Origin of the sequence: Streptomyces sp. NPDC002055, from assembly GCF_040296705.1 — a bacterium.
Lineage (GTDB): Bacteria > Actinomycetota > Actinomycetes > Streptomycetales > Streptomycetaceae > Streptomyces.
In genome coordinates, this window is record NZ_JBEOXS010000065.1 from 24,718 (window position 1) to 38,038 (window position 13,321).

Consider the following 13,321-nt stretch of genomic DNA (forward strand, 5'->3'; position numbering starts at 1 on the left):
GGGCCGGCTCAGCAGCCTTCCTGGATGGGCCGGATGACCACCGGGTAGTCGGGGGCGCCCTCGGGGACCGGGCACTGCGCGACGCGTGCCGCGATCTCGGTGACCCGCTCCAGGCTCTCGCAGTCCAGGACCCAGTACCCGGCGAGCAGTTCCTTGGTCTCGCCGTACGGGCCGTCCGTGATGACCGGGCGGCCGTCCGCCCCCGCGCTCACCAGGCGGGTGCCGGCGGGCTCCGCCAGGCCCTGCGCGTCGACCATCTCGCCGGTCTCCGCGAGGTCGTTGTTGATCGCCTCCATGTGGGCGAACATCGCCTGGATCTCCTTCTCGCTCCAGGCCGGGCTGTGCTCGGAGGCCTTGCCGGCCATCGCCTCGTAGTCGGCCTGGGTGCCCTGCACCATCACCAGATACTTCATGGCTCCTGCTCCCTCGGATGCGGCGTCGCCCCCGGTGGGCAACTCTCACAGGGGACGTCGGGGCCGGGGACCGGTTCTCGACACCGCGCGGAGAAAATCTCGGAACCACTCTCCGGGGCTACTCCGGACAGGGGCCGCGGGGGGCCGCACCGGGGGCGCTTCACGGCCGGCGAGGGAGCGGCCGGCCGTGACGGGGGCCGTGCGGACGACGGACGGCGGCGGTCCTCACTCCCCGCCGAGCCAGGAGTCCGGCCCGAAGATCTCGTAGTGGATCGCGTGCGCCGGTACCCCGCGGCGCAGCAACTGGCCGCGGAGCGCGCGCAGGAACGGCGGCGGGCCGCACAGGCAGGCGGTCAGGCCGTCCGGGAGGTCGAGCGTGCCGAGGTCGGCGAGGCCCGTCGCGGCCCCGGCGGCCGGGTCGCCGGGCTCCTCGTACCAGAGGTGCAGGCGGGCGTCCGGGTGGGACGCGACCAGCCGCCGCTGTTCGTCCCGGTGCGCGTGGCCGGCCGGGGAGCGGTCGGCGTGCACCACCGTCAGCGGGCGGCGGGAGCCGGTGGCGACGAGATCGCCGAGCATGGCCAGCATCGGCGTGCTGCCGATGCCCGCGGACGCCAGCAGCAGCGGACCGTCGCCCTCCGGCAGCGTCAGATCCCCGAACGGTTCCGACACCGTGAGCACGTCCCCCACCCGGGCGTGGGCGTGCAGCCAGGACGAGACCTCGCCCTCCGGTCCCGTGCCGCCCCGGACGCGCTTGACGCTGATGCGCCACCGGTCCCCGCCGGGCGCCGCGGAGAGGCTGTACTGCCGGATCTGCCGTGCCCCGTCGGAGAGTTGGGACCGGACGCTGACGTACTGGCCGGCGCGGAAGGGGCCGGCGGGGCGTCCGTCGGCGCGCCGCAGCACGAGCGAGATCACGTCGGGGGTCTCCCGGTGCCGCTCCGCGATCTCCATCCGGTGCCAGACCTCGCCGTCGGCGACGCCCGCCCGCCGGTAGAGGCGGGACTCGGCGGCGATCAGCGTGTCGGCCATCAGCCAGTAGACCTCGTCCCACGCGGCGGCCACCTCGGGGGTGACGGCGTCGCCGAGCGTCTCGGCTATCGCCGCGAAGAGGTGCTCGTGGACGATCTTGTACTGGTCGGGGGTGACGCCGAGGGCCGCGTGCCGGTGCGCGATTCTGTCGATCATCGCGTCCGGTCCGGATCCGGGGCCGTCCAGCAGCATCCCGGCGAACGCGGCGATGGAGCCCGCCAGGGCCTTCCGCTGCTCGCCGTTGGCCTGGTTGCCCCGGTTGAACAGGTCGCGCAGCAGCTCGGGGTGGGCGGTGAACAGCTTCCGGTAGAACAGCTCGGTGATCTCGCCGAGGGCGGCGCCGACGGCGGGCAGCGTGGCGCGGACGACCGGGACGGACTGCTCGGAGAGCACGGCGACTCCTAATTGGTCAATGATCTTCGTATTTTGATCGATGGGTTCGGCCCCCGGGGGGGCGTGGGTTGAGGTGCCGGGGGTTCGCGGCCCGGTGGTGCGGGCCTGGGGTGGTGGTCCTGCGGGCGGGGGCGCTCAGGCTCCCGGGCCGGTCACTGCGGCGGGCGGCCGGTGAGTCCGACCAGTACGGGGCCGGTGGGCGAAGCCACCAGATCGGTCACCGTCAGGGGATCGAGCGTGGCGTAGAACGCCTCCTGGGCGTCGCGCAGCGCCCGGCGGAGCCGGCACGCCCCGCGCAGCGGGCACGGTGGATCGCCCTCGCAGGCGACGACCTCGCCCTCCCCTTCCAGCTCGCGCACCAGCCAGCCGACCGAGGCCCGCCGGCCGGTGCCGGTCAGTTCGAGGCCGCCGCCGCGGCCCCGTCGGGCCTCCAGAACGTCGAGGTGCTGCAGCCGTGTGATCGCCTTCGCCATGTGGGCGTAGGGGACGTCCATGGCCTCCGCCACCTCCCGCGTGGTCAGAGATCCGCCCTGCTCGGAGACCGCCAGGCGCATCACGGCACGGAGCGCCAGGTCGGTGAACTTCGTCAGCCGCACACCCTGACGATATCAAAGTTGCATCCAAGATGCCTATTTGATGCCGCCGGTGCCCCGCCCCGGCCCGTCGGCGGCAAATGCTTCCGCGCTGCGCCGAAGCGGAAGGTAAGTTCACTACTGGACAGGCGAGTTGACAGCCGGCCCCCCACTGTTCGAAGGAGACGACATGACACAGCCCGACATCGCACAGCCCCCCTTCGCGGCCCTGTGCACCTCGCTCGCGGCGCTCGGCACCGCGCTGGTGGCCCTGGCGAGCCAGCTGCGCACCGCCGGCTACGAGCAGTACGTGGAGTCCGTGGGCCACGCCGGCGGCGTGATGTGGGTCACTGCGGGCCTCACCGCGTACACCTGGTACCGGCACCGTCAGCAGCACACCGGCTGACGCCCGGCTGCGACGGCGGGCGGTCCGGGGCCGCGGCTCCCGGGCGCCCGCCGATGCCTTTTCCGGGGGCGGGGGTTCAGCCCCTCGGGGTCACACCGGGGACGAGCACCGCGCGGGCAGCGTGACCCTGCCGGGCCTGTGCTCGAAGGTGTCCATCACGAGCCACTCGTCCAGCTCGGGGTCGTACAGATTCTGAATGCCGAACTGCAGCACCTGCCAGAACGTGCCGCGGTCGCGCTGATCGACGTAGATGTCGCCGAGCGCCAGCGGGAACCGCAGGAAATTCCCCGGGGGCAGCTGCGGCACGACGACACCGACCCGCCAGTGGTTCACGTACCGGTCCGGATTCCCCTGGAGGATCTCCCGTCCGACGAACCGTGCCGTGCCGAGCTTCCGGTTCAGGGTCTCCAGATCGAAGCCCGGGATCCGGGAGCACGGATGCTCGGTCAGGCCGGGCCACTTGTAGGTCAGCGTGTAGAGCGTGCCGCGGTGGATCAGGTTGGTGAACCAGATCGGGTACTGCGGGCCTCCCGCGACCATCTGGCTGTCGCCGTCCCGCCCCTCCCAGGTGAACGGGACCGTGATGCCCAGATCCCGGACGATCCACTTCCCCCTCCCGCGGAAGTCACGCGGCAGGCGGGGCGGCCGCGGAGCCTGCGCGGCGGCGTCTGCCCCGGTGGTGTTGGCGGCTGCGGCTGCGGCTGCGGCTGTGGTCGTGGTTGCGGGTGCGGGTGCGGGTGCGGGTGCGGGTGCGGGTGCGGTGGTGGTCGTGGTCGTGGTGGCGGGCGGTGACGCGGCGGGCGCCGTGGTCGAGGTGGCCGAGGTGGCGGGCGGCGGCGTGGCCCCGGTCCGCGTACCGGCGCCGGCCGGCGACAACGTCGCCGAGGCGACGGCGATGACCCCGGCGAGAACCGCCGACGCCGCCGCCCGGCGTGTGAGTGTCCAACCCATGGTCTCCCTCGGCTGTCACGTCGAGCGCCGGTCGTGGCGCGGGGGTGGAACGCAGCGGTGCTGCCCGGTCGCCATGTGGGGGCGAGAGGCTTCAGGAGGTGCTCAAGGCGCTGAAGAGGCGTCAAGTGGGACACTTCGTATCAGACGATGGGCCGGGTTCCCGCACAGGCGAGCCGCCGCCCCCGCCACGCTGCGTGGTCTTTCCCCTGGACGGCGGGGGTGGGCGGGGCGCTACGGGACAGGACGGGCGCGTTCTGGCCGTGGTCCGCTCCCGTGGGGAGCAGGGCTTCGGACGGGCCGCCGGCGGGTACGCCTGCGTTCGCGAGCCGGGTCCTCGTGAGGCCGTCGGCCGCAATCCGTTCCGAAGGGCGGCGCCGTATGTCGAACGCGCATACCCTCTCCGGACAACTATCCGGTTTCCAGGGCGGAGTGCCCACCTGGTGCCTCCACCCCGGCATGCAGATATAGCTGTGGGGACAGATGACTGACTCTCAACGCCCGTTAGCCGAAGATCTTGCCAGGTCGGCGGTGGGCTCCTTCTCCGGGGAACACATGCTCGAAGTGGAGAGGCTTCGCGTCGAAGTGCCGGGGCGATTATTGCTCGACGATGCGGAGCTGACCGTGAGAGGCGGAGAGTCGGTCGCGGTGACCGGCTCGAGCGGCAGTGGCAAGAGCACGCTGCTGATGTGCGTACTGGGCCTCAGCCGGCCGACGGCTGGGCAAGTGAGGGTTGCGGGCGCCGATGTCACCGGAATGCGGCCGCGCAAGCTCGCCAGGCACCGGCGTGACCACATCGGCACGATCTTCCAGTTCGGCGAGTTGTTGCCGGAGCTGACTCCGGTGGAGAACGTCGCGGTGGCTGCGTTGTTGTCCGGCGCCCGTCGGCCGGCGGCGTTCGAACAGGCGGCATCGCTGCTCGCGCGGCTCGGAGTTCCCGCCGATGGGGTTTCCACATCCCAGCTGTCCGGCGGTGAACGGCAACGGGCCGCTGTGGCACGTGCATTGATCAATAAGCCGTCGCTGCTGCTCGCCGACGAGCCCACTGGAGCGCTGGACGAGCGGAACCGGGAGTCCGTCTCGGATCTGCTCTTCGGTCTTCCGGAGGAGACCGGCTGCGGACTGCTGGTCGTCACTCATGACGCGGCAGTGGCGGCACGCGCGGACAGGATCGTGTGCCTCGCCGACGGACGGCTCACCGAGGCAGTGGCATGAGGGCCATGACGCAGATGCTGCGCATCGGCCGGGGGGCGGCCGTAGCAGCCGAGGCGGGAAGAATCCGGACCTGGTTGCTGGCTGTCGCCGCCCTTCTGCTCGCCGCGGGGCTCGGTGTTCTCGCGCTCGCGCACAGCTCGTTCGACGGTCGTGCGCACCGTAGTCAGGAGCGGGCCATTGACTGGGTGGCAGGAGGCCGTAAGGCGAACCTGATGGCGCAGCCTGTCACGGACATGGTCGGGACGACCTCCTTCCAGGTGGTGTGGCTGGTGCCGCTGCGCGCCGATGCGCCGCTGCCGCCGGGCCTCGACCGCTGGCCGGAGCCCGGGGAAGCTGTGCTCTCGCCCGCGCTGGCGGAAGCCGGTGCGGCGGAGCGCATCGGCGACCGATACGGAAAGTCCGCCGGCCGAATCGGCGCAGAGGGCCTGCAAGCCCCGGCAGAGCTGCTGGCTTACGCTCGCCCGGGCGGGGACGCGGACGACCTCGGTGCCGAGTTCAGAGCGAGGGGTTTCGGCGGGGCCAACGCGTCCCCCTTCGGCGAGGACGCCAATCTGCCGCCCCCCGAACACTTCTACGGCGCGCTGGCAGGTCTGGTTCTCCTGCCTGTGGTTCTCCTGGTCACCGTGGCGGCACGGGTCGGTGCGGTGGCACGGGACCGGCGATCGCGGCTGCTCGCCGTGCTGGGAGCCGGTACGCGTGCGCGGGCATGCTTCGCCGTCGGTGAAGCCGCCGTGCCGGTACTCGTCGGCACCTTCCTGGCCGCGCTCGCCCTCGCTCCCGCGCTGGTGACCGAAGTGCCGCTCCCCATCGTTGACTTCCGGCTCCACCGGCCGGATGCGAGCGCCGCCTTACCAGGGTTGCTCGGTGCGCTGCTGGCCGCTCCGGGCGCCCTGCTCGCGGTGGTGGTGCTCCTGCAGCCGAGAGCCGACGGCGTACAGCGGAGCGGGGCCCGGCCGACCGTACGCCGCGGCAGGCTGTACCGACTCGGCGGGATCGCGTTCGCGCCCGGCCTGCTGGTGACCGTGCGCGGCACCGAGCTCATGCCGGACGACATGAAGCTTCCGTTCTACGTCCTCGGCACTGCCCTGGTCTTCGCCACGCTGCCGGCCGCGGTGGGCATGCTCTGCGGGGGCCTCGGTGCACGACTGGCCGGGCTGGGACGTCGTGTCGGATCGAGCGGAAGCCTCATCGCGGGCCGCCGCCTGGCCGCACATCCGCAGGCCACGGTCCGTCTCGTGGCCTCCCTGGCGCTGGCCATCGGACTGGCCGCGCAGGCCCAGTTGTGGGGTGGGGTGTACGGCGAGAACGCCGCGCGCGCCCTGACCACCCTGGACAGGATCGGCAGCAGCGTTCTCACCGTCGACTATCCACACTCCACCCGGCGGCTGGCCGCGTTCGAGCAGTCGCTTCCGGACGGGGTGGAGAGCGCGGTGTTACGGGTGGCGACCGATGACGACTCCGTGGAGAGCGCAGCCCGCCTGATCGGTTCGTGCGATGCACTCAAGGCGCTGAGGACGCCGTGCAAGTCCACGCCGGTGTCCATTCCGGGTGGGGCGCCCGATTCGCGACTGCAGGAGCTGCTGTCATGGAGCACCTACGACACCGCGTCGGTCCAGGCGCAGAAGGGCAAGACGGCGGGCTGGCGGACGACTGATGAGGTCTCCGTGACTCTGGTGCTCGTCAACGCTGCGGGACAACACCACGACCTGCCGCTCGGGCAGCTGAAGCAACTGGCGTACCGGCATCTGGGACCGGAGGCGAACGTCACGTCGGTGGGCGGCTTCCATCTCGGGGCTGTCGGCGGTCTTGAGGCAGCCACACGCTGGATCCGCCTGCTGGCGTCCACCGGGATGTTCGTGGTTGTCCTGGCGGCGGGGCTGGGGGCCATGGCGGAGTTCGTCCGGTACGGGCGTGAGCTCGCCCCTCTCGGCGTGCTGACCGGACGGCAAGCGGTGTACAGGACCACGGCCCTGTGGTCGCTCCTGCTGCCTGCCCTGCTGGCGGTGGGGGTCGGCACCCTTACCGCGATCTGGCTTGCCACACCCATCCAGATCGACCGGCCCACGGTGGTATCACTCGCCTCTCTCGCACCGACCACCCTGGCTGCCCTGTGCGGTGCCATCGTGCTCACGGTCTGGGGAGCCCGCGCCTCGGTACGGTCGGCCCGGGACTGGCGGCCCACAGCGGACTGACCGGGCGAAACCGACACCGGTAGAAGAGGGCTCGTTTCGAGGCAGGAGGTCGGCCTGGCAGCCGGGGCGCCCCGGCGCTGCGGCTGCCAGGCCGGCAGTCCGAGGGCTCTCGAAGAGCCATGGAGCTCACAGTGCGCGAGGGCCGCCGGATCGGTCGCGAGACGCGCGGAGGAGTGCCTCGTCGGCCGTGCTTGCTTTGCGCCGGCGCCTGTGGAACCGCTCTGTCTCTTCAGCTCTTCCGCGCTTCGATGAGGAAGCGCTGTGAGTAGGCCACGAACGGGCCGTGGCGTTCCATGAAGTCGTGGAGTTCCGCCAGGCGGTCACGGTAGGTGTCGACCGTGAAGCCGGGGACGATCCAGATCACCTTGCGGAGGAAGTGGACCACCGCCGCGATGTCGTGGAACTCCATCCGCAGTGCCTCCTGGCGCAGGTCGACGACCTCCAGTCCCGCCGCTTCCGCGGTGCTCGCCGCCGCGAACGGGGTGGCGCCGGCGGTGGTCGCGAGCGGTCCCGGCGAGGGGTGGGCCGAAGCCGGCTGCGGCCCCATCATGAACTCGGTCAGCTCGCGCACCGACCCGGAGCCCACCTGCTGGGACAGGTAGGTGCCGTCCGGCCGCAGGACCCGGCGGATGTCGTCCCAGCGGGTCACCACCGGATGCCGGCTGACGACCAGGTCGAAGTGGTCCGACGGGAACGGAAGGCCGGCCCGGTCGTCCACCTCCGCGACCGTCGCGCCGAACCGGGCCAGATGGCGCCGGGCGATGTCCACGTTCGGTGGCCACGATTCCGTCGCGGCCACCACCGGTGGGGCGACCGGGACCGAGGCCAGGACCTCGCCGCCGCCGGTCTGGATGTCCAGCACCGCCGCGGCCGTCGCCGCCCGGTCCGCGAGCAGCCGCGCATAGGCCCACGACGGACGCTGCTCGGTCGCGCGCCCGGTGAACCAGGAGAAGTCCCAGCCCTCCGTGGGGACGGCTGCGCCTTCGGCGATGAGGGTTTCGAACTGGGACGGCCGGGGGGATGCGCAACGGGACACCCGGCGAGGCTGGCAGACGCCGCGGCCGTCCGCACCGGAATTTCGACGCCGGACGGGCCCGGCGGCCGTGGCCCGGGGAGTGCGCCGCGGGCGACCGGCCGGGGCATCCGTGTCCTCTCCGTCGCAGGTCGGCCCGCATGAGCGACGTACGCGGATGCGAACCGCGCGGCATGCGGTGACCCTGGAGAGGAGGGGGCCGGTGGGGTGGGGCGTAGCGGCGAGGAGGACGAACATGTCCATGATGGACAAGCTCAAGAACATGCTGAAGGGGCACGAGGACCAGGCGAGCAAGGGCGTCGACAAATCGGGCGACATGGTCGACGACCGGACGCAGGGCAAGCACCGTCGCCAGGTCGACACCGGTCAGGACAAGCTCAAGGACCAGCTCGGCGGGGACCAGGGGCAGGACCGGCCGCCCCAGCCCTGACAGCCGGCCCTGACAGCACCCTTCCCGTGAACCCACCCGTCTCCGAGGGCTGTTGACGGCATCGCGCCTCGCCGGGGCGTCCGGCCCGGCGAGGCGGCCGCGGCAGCGCCCCGGCGGTCGGCAGCCTGCCTGCCGGGCCCGCGGGGCACCGGCGGAGCGGAACCGATGACGCCTGCGCGGAACCGGTGCGGAGCGGAACCGATGACCCCTGCGCGGAACCGGTGACGAAAGCCGGCTGCGGCAGCGCACCGCGGCGCCGGACGGGGACGGAATCGCAGCGGGCCGGGGCCCGGACCGTACGCGCGGTCCGGGCCCCGGCCCGCTGCGTCCGTGACCTGTGTCCGCGTCCGCGTCCGCACCCGGGCTCGGGCCGTGCCGCGGGCCTCAGCCGACCCGGGGGCGGCTGCCGTGGCGGGGGCGGCCGCCGTGGCGGACCCAGACATTGGGTTCGGTGTAGACCGCGTGGTCCTGCGCGGTGTCGCAGTGCACGGTGGCAAGGGCGCCCGGCACCTCGACGGCGCCGTCGCGATCGAAGGGCAGGCCGGTCCACGCCCGCCACTGGGACAGGGATCCGCTGACCGTCATCGACGCCGGAGCGACCTTCTCGACGGTGCCCCCGGCCCGGACGTGCACCCGCAGCCAAGGGTCGCTCGGCAGACCGTCGTTGCGCTGTTGACGGATGTACTCCGCCATGGGGACGTGCGGTTGCAGATGCTTGGCCGTCGGACGGACCGGTGCCAGCAGCACGTCATGGCCCTGCCGACCGACCGCGGCGCGCATCGCGGACAGCATGCGGGAGGACAGCCCGCGGCCGAGATACCCGGTGTCCACCGTGATTTCGAGCGCGCTCGCCGTCGTCGGGGAGTTCCCGCGGCGCCGGTCGGTGAACGCCCACCCCAGGACGCGGTCCCACCCCTGGTCCGGCATCTCCTCGCGGCCCGCGAGCGCGCTGCTGAACGGCACGCTGAGGCCCCGCGCCACCACGCGGTCGCCGTCCGTCGCGACGACGCAGTACTGCGGGAAGTCCTCGGGCACCCGGTACAGCAGGGCGCCGGCGACCTGGTCCTGCGGTATGAACGCCGGCCAGCTCTCGGCGATCTCGTAGAGCCGGCCGATCAGCGACGGGCGCTCGTCGAGCGCGGTGATCTTGATGTCTGCCACGGCGGGAATATCCCACAGGGGATGCGCCGCGGGTACGGAATATGTGACCGGGGCGGCGGGGGCCTCCGCGGACCCCGGCGGCGGTCCCGGCCGACTCCACACGCGACCGGAACTCGGCCCACGGGCCTCACTTGCCGGCGTCCGGTCCGTACCACTGGAGGGGATTGCGAATGGTGGATGGCGCTCACGGAGCGAGGCGGTCAATCTGGGCGTCAACTCTCCTGGCCTCGAATCTGGCGTGCAATCTCGATGTCCTTCGTCAGCGCGCTCAGGCGGGGAGGTGTCCTGGAATCGTCCAGGACGACCACGTGAAGCAGGTCTCCGACCTGCGGAGATTCCACGTCGGACGACCACCAGGAAGGATGTTTCGTCTGGTCGATGAAACCCTTCTCGCCACCGGTCTCCACCATGACGCCAACCATGCTGACGCTCGTGACCACGGCATCGAACTCCTGCTCATTGCTGATCACTCACTCACCCGCTTTCGTGCATGGGAATCCATATCCTCTTGAGGGTCAGTTCGTTGAATCGCCCCAGCTTGTCGAGGGGGATCGTGAACTCGATTCGAGGCGCCCGCCGGGCCCTGCAAGTCGTATCTCCTCATGCGGGGCCTCTTGGCGAAGCCCATGGCTGCACTTCAGGCGGCCGTTACGGCAGTCAGCAGGTGCCGGCCGAGGTCCGCAACGCCACCACCGAGCAGCAGGACGCGCTGAACTCCCTGCAGTCTCAAGGTGGCTTGAGCGCTGGGTCGAGAACATTGCCAAGCCGGTCGTGAGCGAGAACACGTACGCCGGCCATGAGGTGCCGGTCCGGGTGCACCTGGTGCCGGGTATCGGCCGTCACCGCATCGATCGCCTGGAGCCCGAACATCCGGAGAGCCGCTACCGCCGGATGCAGAGCGCCGGCAGCAAGGCGGGCGCTGCACACCAGGCTCACCGGACGGCCCGTACGGCTCTGGGGGAAGCGGTGCAGCGCGCCACGCCGCGAAGAGCGCGGCCGCGTTGGCGAGCCTCCCCGGATGGAAGAGGACGAGACGGAGGTTGAGCCCTGATGCTCCGCTCCCCCATGGAGGCGCAGGCCCGGGAGCGCGAGGTGGCCGGGAACCTGTGGGTGGAGTCCGCCTACGTGTTCACCAAGCCGCTGGGCGGGCCGCTCAGCCCGAACACGGACTATCACGACAGGAAGCACCTGCTCGAAGACGCTGCGGTGCGGGATGGCCGGCTTCATGACGCACGTCACACCGCGGGAACCGTGCTGATGCTGGGCGTCCCGGACCGGGTCATCGACCAGATCATGGGGTGGGAGCCGGGCGGTGCCGCGAGGATGCGAGCCCGGTACCTCCACGTGCCGGACCACCTGCTCAAGGAGGTGGCCCAGAAGATCGGGACAGCGATCCGGGGAGCCCCGGAAGCAGCCCTTGTGGACCATGACCAGGACAACGGGAGCTGAGGAACGTCGAAGGGCCCCACCGCAAGCGGTGGGGCCCTTCGACATCGTGCCCGGTGAGGCACTGGCGGAGGATACGAGATTCGAACTCGTGAGGGGTTGCCCCCAACACGCTTTCCAAGCGTGCGCCCTAGGCCTCTAGGCGAATCCTCCGCGGCAAACAATACAAGACGCGGAGGAGTGCTCGCGAACTCGTTCCCACCCGGTCCGATCCGCTAGGGTGGGGCGCAGCCCCCCACGCGGCGCTATCTCACCGAACTCCCCCAGGGCCGGAAGGCAGCAAGGGTAAGTGAGCTCTGGCGGGTGCGTGGGGGGCCCTTTGCTGCCCGGGCTCCGCCCGAGGCGCTCCGAGTCCGGGGCCGCTCCGGCCGTGGTCCCGCGCACGCCCTGGCGGTCGTTCCGCGAGGCCCTGGCTGCGGTACGGCGAGCGCCCCCGGCCGCCGTTCCGCGATCGCCGGGCGGTCGTTCCGCCGGGACGCGACCGTCCATCCGCCGGGACCCGACCGTCGTTCCGTGAGTGCCTTGGCTGTCGTTCCGGGCTGTCGTTCCGGTAGGCGCGGCTCCGTTCCGGGGACGGCCGCTTCGCCGGCTCCGTTCCGATTCCGTTCCGGGCGCGTCCGTTTCGCGGCCCCTCGCAGCTGCCTCCGGTGGAGTTCAGGGGAGTACGACGGGCTGTGGTGGGCCCGGGCCGGCTGCCCGTGGTCGGCGGGGGCGGCTCGTTGTCGGTGCGGGCCGATATCGTCGTATGCGTGTCGTCCCTCGCGCTCTACCGCCGTTACCGCCCCGAGTCCTTCGCCGAGGTCATCGGGCAGGAGCATGTCACCGATCCGTTGCAGCAGGCGCTGCGGAACAACCGGGTCAACCACGCGTATCTGTTCAGTGGTCCGCGCGGCTGCGGCAAGACGACCAGCGCCCGCATCCTCGCCCGCTGTCTGAACTGCGTGCAGGGGCCCACCCCGACGCCCTGCGGTGAGTGCCAGTCCTGTCAGGACCTGGCGCGGAACGGGCCGGGTTCGATCGACGTCATCGAGATCGACGCCGCCTCCCACGGTGGTGTGGACGACGCCCGGGAGCTGCGCGAGAAGGCCTTCTTCGGGCCGGCGTCGAGCCGGTACAAGATCTACATCATCGATGAGGCGCACATGGTCACCTCGGCGGGGTTCAACGCCCTGCTGAAGGTGGTCGAGGAGCCGCCGGAGCACCTGAAGTTCATCTTCGCGACGACCGAGCCGGAGAAGGTCATCGGCACGATCCGTTCGCGGACCCACCACTACCCGTTCCGGCTCGTGCCGCCCGGCACCCTGCGCGACTACCTCGGCGAGGTGTGCGGGCGGGAGCGGATCCCGGTGGACGACGGTGTACTCCCGCTCGTCGTGCGCGCGGGCGCGGGTTCCGTCCGGGACTCGATGTCCGTGATGGACCAGCTCCTCGCCGGTGCGGGTGAGGAGGGTGTGACGTATGCCATGGCCACCTCCCTCCTCGGCTACACCGACGGTTCACTGCTGGACAGCGTGGTGGACGCGTTCGCCGCGGGCGACGGCAGTGCCGCGTTCGAGGTCGTGGACCGGGTCATCGAGGGCGGCAACGACCCCCGGCGCTTCGTCGCCGACCTGCTGGAACGCCTGCGTGACCTGGTGATCCTCGCGGCGGTTCCGGATGCCGCGGAGAAGGGCCTGATCGACGCCCCGGCCGATGTCGTGGAGCGGATGCAGGCCCAGGCCTCCGTCTTCGGCCCGGCCGAGCTCAGCCGGGCCGCCGACCTGGTCAACGAGGGCCTCACCGAGATGCGCGGCGCCACGTCGCCGCGGCTGCAGCTCGAGTTGATCTGCGCGCGGCTGCTGCTGCCCGCGGCCTTCGACGACGTCCGTTCGGTGCAGGCCCGGCTGGAGCGGCTGGAGCGCGGCGTCGCCGCGGGCGGGGCGGTGGCCGGAGCGGGTGCCGGTCCCGCGATGGGATACGTGCCGGGGCCCCAGGCCCATGGTGCGCCTGCCGGTGCCGGTGGGGGGTTTCGGGCCGTTGTCAGTGGGCCAAGGCATCATCGTGAGTGCGGCACCGTGAGATCGGGGTCGCGGTGAGTGCGGCT

Annotated in this window: 11 protein-coding genes, 1 tRNA gene, 1 other RNA gene and 2 pseudogenes; 7 read left to right on the plus strand and 8 right to left on the minus strand. The window is 71.6% G+C overall.

Features of this window, described 5'->3' with window-relative positions:
- Nucleotides 1-8 precede the first annotated feature (8 nt).
- The 3 genes from ABT112_RS29290 to nsrR all read right to left on the minus strand — a co-directional run bounded on the left by ABT112_RS29290 (nt 9) and on the right by nsrR (nt 2,431).
- Nucleotides 9-413, minus strand: coding sequence for a YciI family protein (locus ABT112_RS29290; protein WP_351514646.1), 405 nt, complete (start codon nt 411-413; stop codon nt 9-11).
- Nucleotides 414-638: 225 nt separating this feature from the next.
- Nucleotides 639-1,835 carry a globin domain-containing protein gene (locus ABT112_RS29295; protein ID WP_351514648.1) on the minus strand — a complete coding sequence of 399 codons (1,197 nt, stop codon included), beginning with the start codon at nt 1,833-1,835 and terminating at the stop codon, nt 639-641.
- Between the two features lie 152 nt (nt 1,836-1,987).
- On the minus strand, nt 1,988-2,431 hold the full coding sequence (gene nsrR / locus ABT112_RS29300; RefSeq protein ID WP_351514650.1) for a nitric oxide-sensing transcriptional repressor NsrR: 444 nt from the start codon (nt 2,429-2,431) through the stop codon (nt 1,988-1,990).
- Nucleotides 2,432-2,597: 166 nt separating this feature from the next.
- On the opposite strand from nsrR, the gene ABT112_RS29305 reads away from it, so the two are divergent.
- The gene (locus ABT112_RS29305) at nt 2,598-2,813 is read left to right on the plus strand and encodes an SCO3870 family protein (protein WP_351514652.1); all 216 of its coding nucleotides are present in this window, start codon (nt 2,598-2,600) and stop codon (nt 2,811-2,813) included.
- Between the two features lie 90 nt (nt 2,814-2,903).
- Here ABT112_RS29305 and ABT112_RS29310 read toward each other — a convergent pair whose 3' ends face one another.
- Nucleotides 2,904-3,764 (minus strand): hypothetical protein, encoded by an 861-nt coding sequence (locus ABT112_RS29310; protein WP_351514654.1) that lies wholly within the window; start codon nt 3,762-3,764, stop codon nt 2,904-2,906.
- A gap of 552 nt (nt 3,765-4,316) precedes the next feature.
- Between ABT112_RS29310 and ABT112_RS29315 the strand changes: the two genes are divergently transcribed.
- Together ABT112_RS29315 and ABT112_RS29320 are read left to right on the plus strand one after the other, a co-directional pair.
- Nucleotides 4,317-4,976 carry an ABC transporter ATP-binding protein gene (locus ABT112_RS29315; protein WP_351514656.1) on the plus strand — a complete coding sequence of 220 codons (660 nt, stop codon included), beginning with the start codon at nt 4,317-4,319 and terminating at the stop codon, nt 4,974-4,976.
- A 5-nt stretch (nt 4,977-4,981) separates the two neighbouring features.
- Complete coding sequence (locus ABT112_RS29320) at nt 4,982-7,168, plus strand: hypothetical protein (protein ID WP_351514658.1); 2,187 nt, start codon at nt 4,982-4,984, stop codon at nt 7,166-7,168.
- Between the two features lie 229 nt (nt 7,169-7,397).
- Here ABT112_RS29320 and ABT112_RS29325 read toward each other — a convergent pair whose 3' ends face one another.
- The gene (locus ABT112_RS29325; RefSeq protein WP_351514660.1) at nt 7,398-8,204 is read right to left on the minus strand and encodes a class I SAM-dependent methyltransferase; all 807 of its coding nucleotides are present in this window, start codon (nt 8,202-8,204) and stop codon (nt 7,398-7,400) included.
- Nucleotides 8,205-8,436: 232 nt separating this feature from the next.
- On the opposite strand from ABT112_RS29325, the gene ABT112_RS29330 reads away from it, so the two are divergent.
- On the plus strand, nt 8,437-8,631 hold the full coding sequence (locus ABT112_RS29330) for an antitoxin (protein ID WP_351514661.1): 195 nt from the start codon (nt 8,437-8,439) through the stop codon (nt 8,629-8,631).
- 384 nt (nt 8,632-9,015) lie between these two features.
- Here the strand turns inward: ABT112_RS29330 and ABT112_RS29335 are convergent, their stop codons facing one another.
- Both ABT112_RS29335 and ABT112_RS29340 read right to left on the minus strand, forming a co-directional pair.
- Nucleotides 9,016-9,792, minus strand: coding sequence for an N-acetyltransferase (locus tag ABT112_RS29335; protein WP_351514663.1), 777 nt, complete (start codon nt 9,790-9,792; stop codon nt 9,016-9,018).
- Nucleotides 9,793-10,004: 212 nt separating this feature from the next.
- Nucleotides 10,005-10,262 (minus strand): hypothetical protein, encoded by a 258-nt coding sequence (locus ABT112_RS29340; protein WP_351514665.1) that lies wholly within the window; start codon nt 10,260-10,262, stop codon nt 10,005-10,007.
- A gap of 163 nt (nt 10,263-10,425) precedes the next feature.
- Between ABT112_RS29340 and ABT112_RS35465 the strand changes: the two are divergent.
- Nucleotides 10,426-11,241, plus strand: a pseudogene (locus ABT112_RS35465) (site-specific integrase); the annotation flags it as partial.
- A gap of 62 nt (nt 11,242-11,303) precedes the next feature.
- Here ABT112_RS35465 and ABT112_RS29350 read toward each other — a convergent pair.
- Nucleotides 11,304-11,391: transfer RNA gene (locus ABT112_RS29350), tRNA-Ser, on the minus strand.
- Nucleotides 11,392-11,464: 73 nt separating this feature from the next.
- On the opposite strand from ABT112_RS29350, the gene ffs reads away from it, so the two are divergent.
- Nucleotides 11,465-11,561: signal recognition particle sRNA small type (gene ffs / locus ABT112_RS29355), an RNA gene on the plus strand.
- Between the two features lie 426 nt (nt 11,562-11,987).
- Nucleotides 11,988-13,265 (plus strand): annotated as a pseudogene (locus ABT112_RS29360) (DNA polymerase III subunit gamma and tau); the annotation flags it as partial.
- Nucleotides 13,266-13,321: the final 56 nt, after the last annotated feature.

Coding starts and splice junctions, on each gene's coding strand:
- ABT112_RS29320 (WP_351514658.1), top strand. CDS start 4,982: ATGACGCAGATGCTGCGCATCGGCCGGGGGGCGGCCGTAGCAGCCGAG.
- ABT112_RS29330 (WP_351514661.1), top strand. CDS start 8,437: ATGTCCATGATGGACAAGCTCAAGAACATGCTGAAGGGGCACGAGGAC.
- ABT112_RS29290 (WP_351514646.1), bottom strand. CDS start 413: ATGAAGTATCTGGTGATGGTGCAGGGCACCCAGGCCGACTACGAGGCG.
- ABT112_RS29315 (WP_351514656.1), top strand. CDS start 4,317: ATGCTCGAAGTGGAGAGGCTTCGCGTCGAAGTGCCGGGGCGATTATTG.
- ABT112_RS29305 (WP_351514652.1), top strand. CDS start 2,598: ATGACACAGCCCGACATCGCACAGCCCCCCTTCGCGGCCCTGTGCACC.
- ABT112_RS29310 (WP_351514654.1), bottom strand. CDS start 3,764: ATGGGTTGGACACTCACACGCCGGGCGGCGGCGTCGGCGGTTCTCGCC.